The organism is Rugamonas sp. GW822-FHT03B10 (assembly GCF_058801745.1).
In genome coordinates this window covers 143,831-157,820 of record NZ_JBXANP010000008.1, presented here as the reverse complement: position 1 = coordinate 157,820, position 13,990 = coordinate 143,831, and the positions used below count along the sequence as shown (strand labels likewise).

Below are 13,990 nucleotides of genomic sequence, written 5' to 3'. Positions count from 1 at the left end.
GATGTCGATCAACGCCCTCAGTTCCGGCAGTGCCGTCAACCAGATGACCTTTTTGAACAGAGCCAGTTCCACCTCCGCCGCCGGTGACGGCGGCCCGGTGCGCGGCGGGCCGCCACCGGGAGCTCGTCCGGACGGCGGCGGGTTTGTCGCCGCCATCGCGAACGCGCTCAAGGAAATCGGCGTGACCAGCACCGGTACCGCGTCGGGCACCGCCGCCTCGGGCGGCAGCGCCACCGGCGGTACCGGCGACACGAAGTCCGCCAGCGATACGACGTCCACCGACGGCGGCAACGTGGCGCAGGCGCTGGGCAGCTTCCTGCAAAGCCTGATGGGCGCGCTGCACGCACAAGGCGGCGCCAATGAGGATGGTCCACCCCCTTATGGCGAAGGGCAGCAGGGGCAGCAAGGGCAGGGCATGGGCGGACCCGGTGGCGCCGGTGGACCGGGGCGGCTGGCGTCCGACCTGCAAAGCCTGATCTCCAAACTGGGCAGCGCAACATCGACCTCCACGGCCACCGCCACCAGCGCCACCGACGACACCTCGGCCACGGACGCCACCTCCGACCTGGAGAGCACGTTCAAGAACCTGCTGGACCAACTGGGAGGGACCAGCGGCACCAGCGGCACCAGCGGTACCAACAGCGCCGACAGCAACGACAAGCTGGCCAGCTTCCTGCAAGCGCTGTCGAACAATCTGTCGGGCGCCGGCAGCAGCGGCAATCTGATCAACACCACCGTCTGAGGGCCGCACGATGGAGAACAACCACGAGGCACATGGCCACAGCCTGGCGGACGACCTGTCCGCGATGATGGGCATGCACACCAGCCGGCGCCAGTCGCTGCGCTGGCTGCTTGCGGGCGCGTCGGCGCTGCCGGTGCTGGGCTGCGGCGGCGGATCGTCCGTCACGGATGCCGGCACGGCCAGCAGCGGCACCTCATCGGGCTCCAGCGGAACCACCGCCACGGGATCGGCCGGCTCCTGCGCCGTGATCCCGGAGGAGACGGGCGGACCTTACCCGGCCGATGGCACCAACAGCAACGGCGCCGGCGGCGGCGCCACCAGTGTGCTCGATTTGTCGGGCGTGGTGCGCAGCGATATCCGCAGTAGCTTCAATGGCGCGACGGCCGTGGCGGCCGGTGTGCCGTTGACGGTCAAGCTGCGGATCGTCAACGCCAACGGCGCTTGCGCGGCCCTGCCGGGGTACGCCGTCTATCTGTGGCACTGCGACCGCGACGGCAACTATTCGCTGTACTCCAGCGGCGTGACGGACCAGAACTACCTGCGCGGTGTGCAGGAGGCAGACAGCGACGGCGTCGTCAGCTTCAGCACCATCTTCCCCGGCTGCTACGCGGGGCGCATGCCGCACGTGCACTTCGAGGTGTATCCCACGCTGGCCAAGAGCGTGAGCGCGGCGAACCGGATCAAGACTTCCCAATTCACGTTCCCGATGGCGACGCTGAACGAGGTCTATGCGAGCGCGGGTTACAGCGCCAGCGTGCGCAACCTGGCCCAGATCAGCTACGCGACCGATAACGTGTTTGGCGACGGCACGTCCTTGCAGATGGTGGCCGTGACGGGCAATGCGACCGACGGTTATGTCGTCACCCTGACGGTGGGCGTTAGCGCTTGACGTTGTTACGGTTCTACAGCGCTTAGGGCATGCGGCAAGGCGCCGCATGCCTGTCCCCCTGCAGGCGCGCTTCCTCGCCAGCAATTGTTTCCTTCTCCGGCCCGTGGGCGAAAGCGATTTCGCCGCCACGGCGCATAAAAAGCCCTCTTCCGAAGTTGATTTCGCCGCGTTGGCACGCGTGCTTGCGCGCGCCCGCTGGCATGGCGCTTGCGATGCAATGGACATGGGCGCAAGCGCGCCAGTCCAACCGGAGCACCTATGAACCAGCGACTGCTCGACTACCGTCCTGAGCTTGAATTTCTCGAAGCGTCCAGCGTCGGCGGCCTGGCCAGCGGCGATGAACTGACGCTGGCGGCCCGCCTGCTGGAACTGCGGGGCGGGGCGCAGCTGGACCGCTTCATCGATGCGATGGTGCGGACAGGCGGCGGCCCTGCGCCGCTGGCGGACGCGCTCAAACGGGCGGCCCGGCAAGTGTTGCCACTGCATGGCTGGCCGGGCACTCCGGTGATCGAGTCGTTGCGGCGGCGTGGCAAGAGCGATCCGGTCGCCCGCGCGGCCCGCATCTTCGGCGTTGAGCTGGAGGGCTTGAGCCCCGAAGACAAGGAGTTCGAGCTCGCGCAGCGCTTTGTCCGTTTTGCCCGGGAAGCGATCCGGCTGGCGGCGGATGCGGTCAGGCCCGCCGGTGTCGCGGCGGCGCTGGCCGAGTCGGCGCGCAGCCACGCGCCCGGCCTGCTCCATTGCGAGGCTGGACGGATGGGCCGCTGGCAGCGGCACGGCGACCGCATCATCGTCTACGACTGCTGACAGGTTGGGGAGGGAGAGGCTTAGTGGCGCGCCGGGTGGCCCGTTCGCCCGCGCATTTGTTGTTTGACCAGAGATGGGGAGTTCACCATGCATGACATCGATCGTACAACGCTGGAATTCGGCCAGCAGGAAATGTCCGGCTACGAGTCGGAACAATTTGAATTCGGCCAGGGAGAGTGGGGGGGCGAGATGGGCCAGCAAGGCATGTTCTCGGAAGCGGAGGAGATGGAACTGGCCAACGAGCTGCTCTCGGTCAGCAACGAGGCCGAGCTCGAACAGTTCCTGGGCAGCTTCCTGCGCAAGGCGGCGTCGGTGGCCGGGCAGGTGATCAAGTCGCCGATAGGGCAGGCCATCGGCGGCGTGCTGAAAGGCGTGGCCAAGAAGGCGCTGCCGCTGGCCGGTGGCGCCATCGGCGGCTACTTCGGCGGTCCGCTGGGCGCCAAGATCGGCAGCGGGCTGGCCTCGGCCGCCGGCGGCGCGCTGGGTCTGGAAGCGGAATCGATCGGCGGCGAGGACCGTGAATTCGAGGGCGCGCGGCAGTTCGTCCGATTGGCCGCCGATACCGTCAACCGGGCCGCCGCCGCGCGCGGGGCCGGCGATCCGCGCGCCATCGCGCAGGCGGCGGCCACGGCGGCGGCGCGCCAGTTCGCACCGGGCCTGCTGGCGCGCGCCGGCACGCCGGGTGGCGCGCCCGCCACTTTCGGCGGTGCGCCGGGCATGCACGCCGGCGCACAGGGCGCCGCGCACGGGCGGGGCCAGTCGGGGCGCTGGATGCGTCATGGCCACAAGATCGTCCTGTACGGAGCATGACCGCCATGGCCATCAGCGCATTCGCCGTGTGGATGCTGACGCAGGAGGCGCGGTCGTTGCAGGCGCGTCTCGAGCGCCTGCGGCCGTTCGCGCTGATCGAGCCGATGGTGCCGGCGGCGGCGCTGCTGCCGCAGGCACAGACGGCCATCGAGAGCTATCTGGCGCGCGGACGGCGCGAGCTGCACGGCATGTTGCGCGGGTATCTGGCGTGGTTGCAGGGGCCGGCCCGGCAGATGGCCAGCGCGGCCGATGCGCAGCGCCGCTTCACCTTCCTGCGCCTGCGCTTCAACGCCGCGCTGACCCAGTTCGACCTGTTCAACGAGGTGATCACCCAGCGCAGCGAGCACGAAAACGGCGTCTGGCTGTCCGGCCTCGACGCGGTGGCAGCCGATGCGCTGACGCTGGCCGGGGCGTACTACCAGGCGCCGCCCGTGGTCTGCTACCTCGACCGCGGACCCGGCGCCGCGATACGGCGGGCGCGCACCCGCTTGCCCGGCGGTGGCGAGAACCCGGTGGCCATCGTGCGGGTGCCGCGCGAGCGCATGGTCGGCAGCGGCATCGCCTCGTCGCTGGTGCATGAGGTGGGGCACCAGGGCGCGGCCCTGCTCGATCTGGTCAACTCGGTGCGCCCGCTGCTGCAGGCCATGCAGCGCGGTGGCGCAGGGGCGCCCCAGGCATGGCAGCTGTGGGAACGCTGGATATCGGAGATCGTGGCCGATTTCTGGTCGCTGTTGCGGGTGGGCGTGGTGGCCACGCTGGGCCTGATCGGCGTGGTCAGCCTGCCGCGCGCGTTCGTGTTCCGGCTGAACGCGGACGATCCGCACCCCGTGCCGTGGATACGGGTCAAGCTCAGTTGCGCCATGGGGCGCAGCGTCTATCCGCACCCGCAATGGGAGCGGCTCGAACGTTTGTGGGAATCCTACTATCCGCCGGCCGGGCTGGCGCCGCCACAGTTGCAGGTTTTGGCGCAGCTGCAGGACAGTATGCCGGCGCTGGTCGGCCTGTTGGTGCAGCACCGGCCACCGGCCTTGCGCGGGCGCTCGCTGCTGGAAGCGATGAACGCGTCGGCGCGCCAGCCCGCGCGCCTGCAGCTGCTGTTCCGCTTCTGGAACCGGACGCCGGAGCGCATGTACCGCGCCGCGCCCTCGCTCGTGTTCGCCGTGCTGGGGCAGGCGCGGGCCGACGGCACGCTGGCGCCCGAAGCCGAGGCGGCGCTGGTCGAGCGCCTGCTCACGCACTGGGCGCTGCGCACCACCTTAGACACCAGCGCCGTGTGCGGCGCGCATCAACATCGTTTGTCCACCCTGGAAGGAGCATGAAATGACAACCAAGAACCCGGCGGCCGCCGATATCCGGCCCGGCGCGGTCCAGGTCAGCGTGCATGACAAGGCGAGCGGCGCGGTCGTCGTCAATGCCGCCATCGCCCTGTACCGCGGCACTGGCGACTGCAGCAAGTTCGATCCCGTGAAATGGAGCGGCGCCCAGGAAGCGCCGCTCGACGTGCGCGTGACCGATGCGCGCGGCTACGCCACTTTCCCAGACCTGCCGCCGGCGGTCTACGTTGCCGTGTATGACCATTTTCCCGTCACTGCGCCCCAATGCGCGCAAGTGCACGCGGGCTGCGCCGCCTTGCTGTGTTTCGACCTGGAGGTCGATCCCGAGGTGACGTTGAGTTTCGAGACGCCCGATTGCCAGCCCAGCGATTGCCACACGGCCCGCGTGAGCGACCGCGTGACGGCGCAGGTGGGCTTTTTTGGCGACGCCAGCGACGATGTGCGGTCCCATGTCGACGTGGTGCCGGTCGCGCCATGGACCAAGGTGCGCGGCGAAGACTACCAGTTCAGCTGCACCGTGCGCCGGCCCGGCGTGCAGCGCTTCGAGGCCCAGCTGCTGCTGGGCCGGCGTGCCAACGCGGTGCTGGCCGGCGTGGCCGGGGCGGGCGCGTCCGGCGCCGGCGGGCCGCCGGCCATGATCGCGCTGGCCGCCGAATTCGAAGCCGAGGAGCGCACGCCCCAGCTGATCTCCGGTAACGTGGGCGTGTCGCTGTCGCGCACCGAGACCGAGCCGACCGAGGACCTGCCGCTGTGGACGCTGATCCGCAACAGCACCGAGGCCATGAGCTTCACCAACTACCTCCATTTCATCGACAGCCTGTTTTGCGCCGAACCGGCGAATGGCACCGTGTTCGGCCCGGCCGGCTTCGAGGGCGAGCGTTTCCTGAAGAAGGCCGACCGCTTCCACCATCTGCGTCACCGGCGCGCGCTGCCGTTCACGGACGCCGAGTCCTACCGTGTGCTGAAGGCGGCCACGGAGGCGTTCGTGATGGTCAACTGCGGGGTGCTGAGCAAGCCGCTGGCCTTCAATCCCGACGAGGACAACGCCTATCTGGACCGGCGCGACATCCCGCCCGGCAAGGATCTGGAGACGGTGCTGCTGGACGACTATCTGGAGAAGGTGGACGGCACGGCGACCTTGCCCTACCTGGCCATCATCCGCCGCAAGCTGCCCGACATTCCGATCCAGATCGCCCACGGGCGCGAGCACGACGCCGACCTGTGCTTCGGCATCCTGCAGGACAAGCTGGCCAATCCCTGCCTGCTGGAGCTGATCTGGTCCTACTGGCACGAGGAGGGCATGCTGGTGCAGACCATGAACGCCATCACCCAGCGCTTCCAGAACGTGCGCGGCCCCGGCGCCAACGATCCGCTGGCCAACACCGAGATCGACATGCTGCGCCCGTTGAACAACCTGATCTGGGGTTACACGCAGGATGAGCAGCATCGGCTGACGGTGGTGCGCCGCAACTACGAATATGACCATCATTACGGCGTGCGGCTGGAGGGCAAGGCCGTGCAGCACATGCGCGCGGCCGACACCCGCTCCAAGTTCCTCGAAGCGTTCCACCACTTGCTGCGGCTGTGCACGCAGTTCTACAAGCAGGACGACGACACCACCGTCAAGGCCGACGCCTTCCCCGTGCTGAACGCGCTCAAGGAAGTGCACCTGATCCTGTCGCAGGGCGCGCACAACCAGTTCGGCGACCTGCCGTCCACCGCCCGCATCGAGATGCTGATGCAGCAGTGGCTGCTGGCGCGGCCCGAGTTCCGCGAGTTCCTGCCCACCCGTCTGATGGTGGCCTATCCCGAACCGTGGATGGACCGGGTGGACGCGATGAAGAAGCTGCAGGGCTGGACCGACACCAGCGTGATGCACTTCCGCAGCCTGGCCATGTTCGGGGAACAGGTGCTGCTGTCGGTGCGCTACGGCGCCTGGTCCGATGTCTATGAGCCGACGCCGGCCTTCAACTGGGCCCGCTTCTGGCGGCCGCAGGTGCAGGGCTACATCCACGCGTACCGGGCCGCGACCGGCGTGGACCTGTCGATGGAGAAGCTGGACGCGGTGGCCGAGGCGACCATTCCGTCCGTGCTGCTGCGCCAGCGGCTGGCCGAGCAGGTTCGGAGCACGGCCTGACGCGGCATGGCCGACTTCTGCAGCGCGCTGTATCTGGGCATGCGCCATCCATCGGCCGCGCTCGGTGGCTGGCGGACGTTGACGCTGGGGCGCCCGGCGGCGCTGGAGGAGGCGCCGGGCGCGCGGCCGGTGGCGGCCGGGTTGGCACGCTTGCTGGGCAGCGAAGCGGCATTGCTGATGCCATCCACGCTGCACCTGTTCTGGGATCTGTTCGGCATGCTGGCCGAACAACCGCTGGCGGTGCTGGTCGATGGCGGCGCTTATCCGATCGCGCGCTGGGGGGCGCAGCGGGCCGTGATGCGAGGCGCCGTGATGCAGCAGTTTCCACGCGGCGCGGTGCCGGTGGCGGCGCGGCTGGCGCGGCGCGCGGCCCAGGCAGGAAGGCGTCCGTTGATTCTGGCGGATGGCTATTGTCCGGGTGCGGACAGCGGACCGCCGCTGGCCGATTATGCCCGCATCGCGGCCGAGTGGGATGGCTATCTGGTGCTGGACGATACGCAGGCGTTGGGGGTGAAGGGCTGGCAAGGTGGCGGTTCGCTGCGCCTGCCCGGCGTGGCAGGCCCGCGGGTGATGGTGGGGGCGTCGTTGGCGAAGGGCTTCGGCGCGCCGTTGGCGGTGTTGGCCGGCAGCGCCGCATTTGGCCAGTGGTTCGCCAATCGTAGTGAGGTGCGGCGCCATTGTAGTCCGCCGTCCGTGGCCGTCGTCGCGGCGGCGGCGCGGGCGCTGGCCATCAACCAGCGTTGCGGCGACAGTTTGCGCGCCCGTTTGTGGCGCAACGTGGCGCGGTTCCGGGACGGCGCGGCACTGCGGGGCATGCGTTGCCACGGTGGGGAGTTTCCCGTCCAGACCGTGCCGTTGCCGTCAGGGTGTGCGCCCGCGCGTTTGCAGGCCGCGCTGGCAGGCCAGGGAACACACGCCGTCGCGCAGTGGACGGGACGGCGCGGTGCACTCACTTTTCTGCTGCGCGCGGACCACCGCCCGGAGCATATCGAGCAGGCGCTTGACGCGCTTGCGACCTTGTTGGAGGACCGTTATGAACCACAAATTTGACACGTTGCCTTTCCCGGCCCAGGCCAACGCGGCACAGCCGGAAGGGGAGTTCGAACTGGAGCCGGAGCGCGGCGGGCGAACGTTCAGGGGCGGCGCATACCGCGCGGGCGGCGCCGGCGGCATGGGCGCCAAGGTCGGCAAGGGCGGGTGGGGGCGATGGGGACAGCATGGGCATCACGCGGGCCATCCGTGGCCGCGTCATCGGCCGCACCACCGCGTCTATTACGGTTCCGGCCTGTGGCCCTATGACGATGAGCCGGTATGGCATCCGCCGTACTGCGATTGCTCGCAATGCGGCGGCGCGGCGACCTTCGATGTGCTGCCGTTCGGCGCCCCGGCGGAGGGCCCCGGTTCGCCGTTCAGCGCGGACCGCGAACAGGAGCTGGCGATGGAGCTGCTGTCCGTGTCCAGCGAGGCGGAGATGGAGCAATTCCTGGGCAACGTCTTCAGCAGCGTGTGGAAGGGGGTCAAGAAGGTGGCCTCACCACTGGGCGGCGTGCTCAAGGCCGTCGCCAAGCGCGCCTTGCCCTATGTGGGCGGCGCGCTGGGGACGCTGATTCCGATACCGGGCGTGGGCACGGCGCTGGGGCGGGCGGTGGGCACGGCCGTCAGTCAGGCATTGGAGATGGAGTTCGCGGGCATGGCGCCGCAACAGCAGGAATTCGAAATGGCGCGGCGCTTCGTGCGGCTGGCCGGGACGGCTGCGCAGCTGGCCGGGCGGGGCGACGGCAGCCCGCAGTCCGTGCGCGCCGCCGTGCTGGTGGCGGCGCGGCGCCATGTGCCCACGTTGCCATGATCATCGACTGCCATTGCCACGCCGGGCCGGGCGACGGCTTGAGCGGCCCGTGGGATGCGAACGCGGGGCTGGCGCGTTATCTGCGCCGGGCCGCGCGCGCGGGCATCACGCGCAGCGTGTTGTTCGCCGCGTTCCACTCCGACTATGCGCGCGCCAATCGCGCCGTGGCCCGCATCGTGGCCGCCGCGCCGCACCGGCTGCTCGGTTTCGCCTTCGTCCATGCCACGCGCGACCGGGGCCGCATCCACGCCATGTTGCGCGAGGCGGTCGAGCAGCTGGGCTTCGTGGGCGTCAAATTGCATCGCCACGACGCGCGCATCAATGGCGAAGTGTGCGATGCGGCCCGCGCCTTCCACTTGCCCGTGTTGTACGATCCCGTGGGCGAGGTGGCGGTGGCCGAATTGCTGGCGAAGGACTATCCTGACGTCGATTTCATCCTGCCCCACCTCGGCAGCTTCGCCGACGACTGGAGCGCGCAACTGGCCATGATCGACCATCTGGTCCGGCATCCGAACATCTACACGGACACCGCCGGCATCCGCCGCTTCGACCTGCTGCAGCAGGCCGTGCGGCGGGCCGGCGCGCACAAGGTGTTGTTCGGCTCCGACGGCCCGTGGCTGCATCCGGGGCTGGAGCTGCACAAGGTGCGTCTGCTCGGGCTGTCGCAGGAGGATGAATCACTGATCCTGGGCGGGAATTTGCGGCGTCTGTGCCGGCTCGCCTGACGGTACATGGCGGCGATGCCGGCCCGGTGCCGGCTCATGCTTGCGTGCCATCGGCCGGCCGCGTCTTGCGCCGGATTTGCAGCGCGCGGTCCGTCACGCCCAGCCGCTGGGCGGCGCGCTGGTTGCTGCCGCCTTCCTGTTCCAGCACGATCCGGATCGCCATGTCGGCACTGGCCTGGGTGATGCGGGCCAGGCTCAGGCCCAGGTCCAGCGCGCACCGGATGGCGCCGGCGAACGCGGCGTCCGGCCACGAGGAGGCCAGCGGGGCATCGCAATGCACGCGTTCATCGGGCGGCACAGCGCCCAATGTGATGGGGCCGCAACCGCAATGGCGGTGCCACAGCCGCGCCACGATCTGCCGCAACTCGCGCACGTTGCCGGGATAGTCGCGCGTGAGCAGATAGTCGCGCACGGACGGATCGAGCTCGCAGCCGGGTTGCGGCGCGGCGTGCGCGGCCAGGAAGTGCGTCACCAGCGGCAGAATGTCCTCGCGCCGCTCGCGCAAGGGCGGTGTGCGGCAACGCCAGCCGGCGATGCGGTACAGCAGGTCGGCGCGGAACCGGCCCTGCGCCACGTCGGCCTCCAGATCGCGGTTGGTGGCGCAGATCAGGCGGAAATGGCTGGGCTGCCAGCTGTTGCCGCCCACCCGTTTGTATTTGTGCTCCTGCACCACGCGCAGCAACTGGGCTTGCAGCGGCAGCGGCAGTTCGCCTATCTCGTCCAGAAACAGCACGCCCTGGTCGGCCTGCGCGAACGCGCCATCGCGCGCGCCCACCGCGCCCGTGTAGGCGCCCCGTTCATGGCCGAACAATTCGCTGCCGGCCAGTTCGGGCGATAGCGTGGTGCAATCGAGTACGGTCAGCTCGCCCGCGCTACCGCTGAGCTGGTGGATGGCTTGGGCGATCAGGTCCTTGCCGGTGCCCGTCTCGCCCGTGATCAGGACCGACGATGTGCTGAACGCGGCCACCTCCACCACCTCATCAACGAGGGCGCGCCAGACAGCGCTGCGCCCCACCAGTGTCCGGCGCACGGCGTCCGATTCCGCCAGCCGGGCCACCGCGCGCCGGCGTTCGATGCGGGCCAGCAGCGGCGCCGGATCGGCGTCGTCGCATGGCCACCACAGCACATCGGCGGCCCCGGCAGAGAGTACATTCCAGCATAGGGCGGCGGGCGGCGCTTCAGCGCGGCACAGCAGGGCGAAGACATCGCTGTTCTCGTGCCGTGGCGCGAGCGCCGCCAGCTGCGCGGGCTCCGCGTCGTCCAGCAACACGACCCGGCAGGCGGACTCATCCTTTTCGCCTGCGTGGATGGCGATCCCTTGCCGCGCCCATCGCTGTGCCAGCAACGCGGCCCGCCCGGACAAGGCAGGCGTGGCGGCATGCAGGCAGACGGCGGGTGGTGTCGGATTCATGTGATCGCAGCCAGCGGTACCCAGGACGCGGGCCCCTGTGGCGCCTGCACCACAGGGGCAGGGGCCGATGCCCGGGACCGTGGTGCATTATAGATTGCGCAACCATGCGCACGTTTGCGCTGTGCGTATCGTGCGCGGCGGGTGCGCACGCAAAAAAAATCGGGGATGCTTCACGCCTTGGATAGCGTGGTGCATCCCCGATTGGACGGGCGTGGCCGGCTTACTGTTTGACGCAGTCGACGAAATAGCCGCGCTTGCCATCCACCTCGCGCTTGACCAGCCCGTGCACGTCCGTCTCGAAGCCGGGGAAGCGCTCGTTGAAGTCGCGGGCGAAGCGCAGGTAGTCGACGATGGTCTTGTTGAAGCGCTCGCCCGGAATCAGCAGCGGGATGCCCGGCGGGTAGGGCGTCAGCAGGATGGACGTGATGCGGCCTTCCAGCTCGTCGATCGCCACGCGCTCGATCTCGCGGTGCGCCATCTTGGCGAAGGCGTCCGACGGCTTCATGGCCGGGATCATGTCCGACAGATACATCTCCGTCGTCAGGCGCGCCACGTCGTAGGCCTTGTAGAAGTTGTGGATCTGCTGGCACAGGTCGCGCAGGCCCAATTTCTCGTAGACCGGGTTGGCGGCCGCGAACTCGGGCAGGATGCGCCACATCGGCTGGTTCTTGTCGTAGTCGTCCTTGAACTGCTGCAGCGCCGTCAGCAGCGTGTTCCAGCGGCCCTTGGTGATGCCGATGGTGAACATGATGAAGAACGAGTACAGGCCGCACTTCTCGATGATCACGCCATGCTCGGCCAGGTACTTGGTCACGATGGAGGCCGGGATGCCGGTCTCGGCGAATGTGCCGTCCAGCGCCAGGCCGGGGTTGACGATGGTGGCCTTGATCGGGTCGAGCATGTTGAAGCCCGGCGCCAGGTCGCCGAAACCGTGCCAGGTGTCGCCGGCGCGGATGATCCAGTCGTCGCGCGAGCCGATGCCGTCCTCGGCGAAGTGGTCCGGACCCCAGACCTTGAACCACCAGTCCTTGCCCCATTCCTCGTCGATCTTCTTCATGGCGCGGCGGAAGTCCAGCGCCTCGATGATCGATTCCTCCACCAGCGCGGTGCCGCCCGGCGCCTCCATCATGGCCGCGGCCACGTCGCACGATGCGATGATGGAATACTGCGGCGAGGTCGAGGTATGCATCAGGTAGGCCTCGTTGAAGGCATCCTGGTCCAGCTTGACGGACTCCGATTCGCGCACCAGCACCTGCGAGGCCTGCGACAGGCCGGCCAGCAGCTTGTGCGTGGACTGGGTCGAGAAGATCATCGACTCCTTGGCGCGCGGACGGTCCTTGCCGATGGCGTGCATGTTCTTGTAGAAGTCGTGGAAGGTGGCGTGCGGCAGCCATGCCTCGTCGAAGTGCAGCGTGTCGATCTTACCGTCCAACATTTCGCGCAGCGTCTCCACGTTGTAGATCACGCCGTCGTAGGTGGACTGGGTGATGGTGAGGATGCGCGGCTTCTTGTTGGCCGCCTCGCGCGCGAACGGGTTCGCCTCGATCTTGCGGGCGATGCTCTCGGGCGTGAATTCCTCCAGCGGAATCGGGCCGATGATGCCCAGGTGGTTGCGGGTCGGCATCAGGAACACGGGGATCGCGCCGCACATGATGATCGAGTGCAGGATGGACTTGTGGCAGTTGCGGTCCACCACCACGATGTCGCCGGGGGCGACGGTCGAGTGCCACACCATCTTGTTCGAGGTCGAGGTGCCGTTGGTGACGAAGTAGCAGTGGTCGGCGTTGAAGATGCGCGCCGCGTTGCGCTCGGACGCGGCCACGGGGCCCGTGTGGTCGAGCAGCTGGCCCAGTTCCTCCACCGCGTTGCAGACGTCGGCGCGCAGCATGTTCTCGCCGAAGAACTGGTGGAACATCTGGCCGATGGGCGACTTCAGGAACGCCACGCCGCCCGAGTGGCCGGGGCAGTGCCACGAGTAGGAACCGTCGTTGGCGTAGTGCACCAGGGCGCGGAAGAACGGCGGCGACAGGCCGTCCAGGTAGGACTTGGCCTCGCGGATGATGTGGCGCGCCACGAATTCGGGCGTGTCCTCGAACATGTGGATGAAGCCGTGCAGCTCGCGCAGGATGTCGTTGGGGATGTGGCGCGAGGTGCGCGTCTCGCCGTACAGGTAGATCGGGATGTCGGCGTTCTTGTAGCGGATTTCCTCGACGAAGGCGCGCAGCGATTTGAGCGCGTGGTCGGTTTCCTCGACCGAACCGCCGCCGAATTCCTCGTCGTCGATCGACAGCACGAAGGCCGAGGCGCGCGATTGCTGCTGCGCGAACTGCGACAGGTCGCCGTAGCTGGTCACGCCCAGCACTTCCATGCCTTCTTTTTCCATCGCGGCGGCCAGGGCGCGAATACCGAGGCCGGACGTGTTCTCAGAACGGAAATCCTCGTCAATGATGACGATGGGGAAACGAAATTTCATGCTGTCTCCAGAAAAGAAGACCGCCCCTGACTGTTGTACAGGGGCGGGCTGGGCGCGCGTCGCGGTGGTTCGGCGCGCATAAAAAAATTAAGAACGGGATTCTCGCAGAAATGGGGGCGCCGTGGTGAAAAAATTAGCGCCTTTTTCCGCGATGGGCCCATCCCCGTCAGTGGCCGGCGGCGCCGCCGCCCAGCTTGAGCAGCAGGGCGCCCAGCGGGTCCACGTGCAGCCACGCGAACGCGCCCAGCGCGATGCCGACGCCGGCCACGCCGTAGGCGGCCGCCTGCAGCCATTTTTTCCTTGTCAACAAGGTGATGGCCGCCAGCGAAATGGCGATCTGCTCGGCCGTGGTGGCCAGCGCCCACTGGTGGTGGGCATGCATGGCCTCATCGGACTTGTGGTTCCATTCGGTGGACGATGCCTCCCACTTTTCGGCGTCCTTCTTGATGTCTTCCTTTTCCGCCTTGTAGCGTGCCACTTCCGTCTTGTAGCGCTCCACGTCCACGCCGGGCAGGGTCATGGCCAGTTCGGCCAGGTTCTGCTTGTTGGACTTGGCCTGGTAGTAGTTCCAGCTGTTGGCGGCCTGGGTCTTGTCGATGGCGGCGTTGTTCTTGAACAGGGCCGCGTCGTTCTGGGTGGCGCCGCCCTGGTAGCCGAACATGGCGCCCACGGTGGCCAGGATGGCCGTCATGACGGCGATGTTGTTGGAAAAGCTGTCGCTGCCGTGGGCCGCATGCTCCACCGCGTGGTCGTGCGGGCCGTGTACGTGAAATCCGTGTCCAGACATGGTTTGAAGGGTTCCTCTAAATAAGATGGCGC

At 68.2% G+C, this 13,990-nt stretch carries 12 protein-coding genes; 9 read left to right on the top strand and 3 right to left on the bottom strand.

Annotated elements, in window-relative coordinates:
- Position 1: 1 nt before the first annotated feature.
- The 9 genes from AC1RQG_RS15310 to AC1RQG_RS15270 all read left to right on the top strand — a co-directional run bounded on the left by AC1RQG_RS15310 (position 2) and on the right by AC1RQG_RS15270 (position 9,287).
- On the top strand, positions 2-742 hold the full coding sequence (locus AC1RQG_RS15310; RefSeq protein WP_493132818.1) for a hypothetical protein: 741 nt from the start codon (positions 2-4) through the stop codon (positions 740-742).
- A 10-nt stretch (positions 743-752) separates the two neighbouring features.
- Positions 753-1,631, top strand: coding sequence for a dioxygenase family protein (locus AC1RQG_RS15305; protein WP_493132815.1), 879 nt, complete (start codon positions 753-755; stop codon positions 1,629-1,631).
- A 258-nt stretch (positions 1,632-1,889) separates the two neighbouring features.
- Positions 1,890-2,435 (top strand): hypothetical protein, encoded by a 546-nt coding sequence (locus AC1RQG_RS15300; RefSeq protein ID WP_493132813.1) that lies wholly within the window; start codon positions 1,890-1,892, stop codon positions 2,433-2,435.
- 87 nt (positions 2,436-2,522) lie between these two features.
- Positions 2,523-3,245 (top strand): hypothetical protein, encoded by a 723-nt coding sequence (locus tag AC1RQG_RS15295; RefSeq protein WP_493132811.1) that lies wholly within the window; start codon positions 2,523-2,525, stop codon positions 3,243-3,245.
- Between the two features lie 5 nt (positions 3,246-3,250).
- Complete coding sequence (locus tag AC1RQG_RS15290; RefSeq protein ID WP_493132808.1) at positions 3,251-4,564, top strand: hypothetical protein; 1,314 nt, start codon at positions 3,251-3,253, stop codon at positions 4,562-4,564.
- Between the two features lies 1 nt (position 4,565).
- Positions 4,566-6,716: a hypothetical protein gene (locus AC1RQG_RS15285; protein WP_493132806.1), complete on the top strand. Its 2,151-nt coding sequence runs from the start codon at positions 4,566-4,568 to the stop codon at positions 6,714-6,716.
- Positions 6,717-6,722: 6 nt separating this feature from the next.
- On the top strand, positions 6,723-7,766 hold the full coding sequence (locus tag AC1RQG_RS15280) for a PLP-dependent aminotransferase family protein (protein WP_493132804.1): 1,044 nt from the start codon (positions 6,723-6,725) through the stop codon (positions 7,764-7,766).
- Entirely contained in the window at positions 7,750-8,562 is an 813-nt protein-coding gene (locus tag AC1RQG_RS15275; protein ID WP_493132801.1) for a hypothetical protein, read from the top strand. Before AC1RQG_RS15280 ends, AC1RQG_RS15275 begins: the two co-directional genes overlap by 17 nt.
- Entirely contained in the window at positions 8,559-9,287 is a 729-nt protein-coding gene (locus AC1RQG_RS15270) for an amidohydrolase family protein (protein ID WP_493132799.1), read from the top strand. Before AC1RQG_RS15275 ends, AC1RQG_RS15270 begins: the two co-directional genes overlap by 4 nt.
- Before the next feature lie 34 nt (positions 9,288-9,321).
- Here AC1RQG_RS15270 and AC1RQG_RS15265 read toward each other — a convergent pair whose 3' ends face one another.
- From AC1RQG_RS15265 to AC1RQG_RS15255, 3 genes are all read right to left on the bottom strand, one after another.
- Complete coding sequence (locus AC1RQG_RS15265) at positions 9,322-10,698, bottom strand: sigma 54-interacting transcriptional regulator (RefSeq protein WP_493132797.1); 1,377 nt, start codon at positions 10,696-10,698, stop codon at positions 9,322-9,324.
- Positions 10,699-10,918: 220 nt separating this feature from the next.
- Positions 10,919-13,171 (bottom strand): Orn/Lys/Arg family decarboxylase, encoded by a 2,253-nt coding sequence (locus AC1RQG_RS15260; protein ID WP_493132796.1) that lies wholly within the window; start codon positions 13,169-13,171, stop codon positions 10,919-10,921.
- Positions 13,172-13,337: 166 nt separating this feature from the next.
- Positions 13,338-13,958: a DUF4337 domain-containing protein gene (locus AC1RQG_RS15255; protein WP_493132794.1), complete on the bottom strand. Its 621-nt coding sequence runs from the start codon at positions 13,956-13,958 to the stop codon at positions 13,338-13,340.
- Positions 13,959-13,990: the final 32 nt, after the last annotated feature.

Coding starts and splice junctions, on each gene's coding strand:
- AC1RQG_RS15310 (WP_493132818.1), top strand. CDS start 2: ATGTCGATCAACGCCCTCAGTTCCGGCAGTGCCGTCAACCAGATGACC.
- AC1RQG_RS15305 (WP_493132815.1), top strand. CDS start 753: ATGGAGAACAACCACGAGGCACATGGCCACAGCCTGGCGGACGACCTG.
- AC1RQG_RS15300 (WP_493132813.1), top strand. CDS start 1,890: ATGAACCAGCGACTGCTCGACTACCGTCCTGAGCTTGAATTTCTCGAA.
- AC1RQG_RS15295 (WP_493132811.1), top strand. CDS start 2,523: ATGCATGACATCGATCGTACAACGCTGGAATTCGGCCAGCAGGAAATG.
- AC1RQG_RS15290 (WP_493132808.1), top strand. CDS start 3,251: ATGGCCATCAGCGCATTCGCCGTGTGGATGCTGACGCAGGAGGCGCGG.
- AC1RQG_RS15285 (WP_493132806.1), top strand. CDS start 4,566: ATGACAACCAAGAACCCGGCGGCCGCCGATATCCGGCCCGGCGCGGTC.
- AC1RQG_RS15280 (WP_493132804.1), top strand. CDS start 6,723: ATGGCCGACTTCTGCAGCGCGCTGTATCTGGGCATGCGCCATCCATCG.
- AC1RQG_RS15275 (WP_493132801.1), top strand. CDS start 7,750: ATGAACCACAAATTTGACACGTTGCCTTTCCCGGCCCAGGCCAACGCG.
- AC1RQG_RS15270 (WP_493132799.1), top strand. CDS start 8,559: ATGATCATCGACTGCCATTGCCACGCCGGGCCGGGCGACGGCTTGAGC.
- AC1RQG_RS15265 (WP_493132797.1), bottom strand. CDS start 10,698: ATGAATCCGACACCACCCGCCGTCTGCCTGCATGCCGCCACGCCTGCC.
- AC1RQG_RS15260 (WP_493132796.1), bottom strand. CDS start 13,171: ATGAAATTTCGTTTCCCCATCGTCATCATTGACGAGGATTTCCGTTCT.
- AC1RQG_RS15255 (WP_493132794.1), bottom strand. CDS start 13,958: ATGTCTGGACACGGATTTCACGTACACGGCCCGCACGACCACGCGGTG.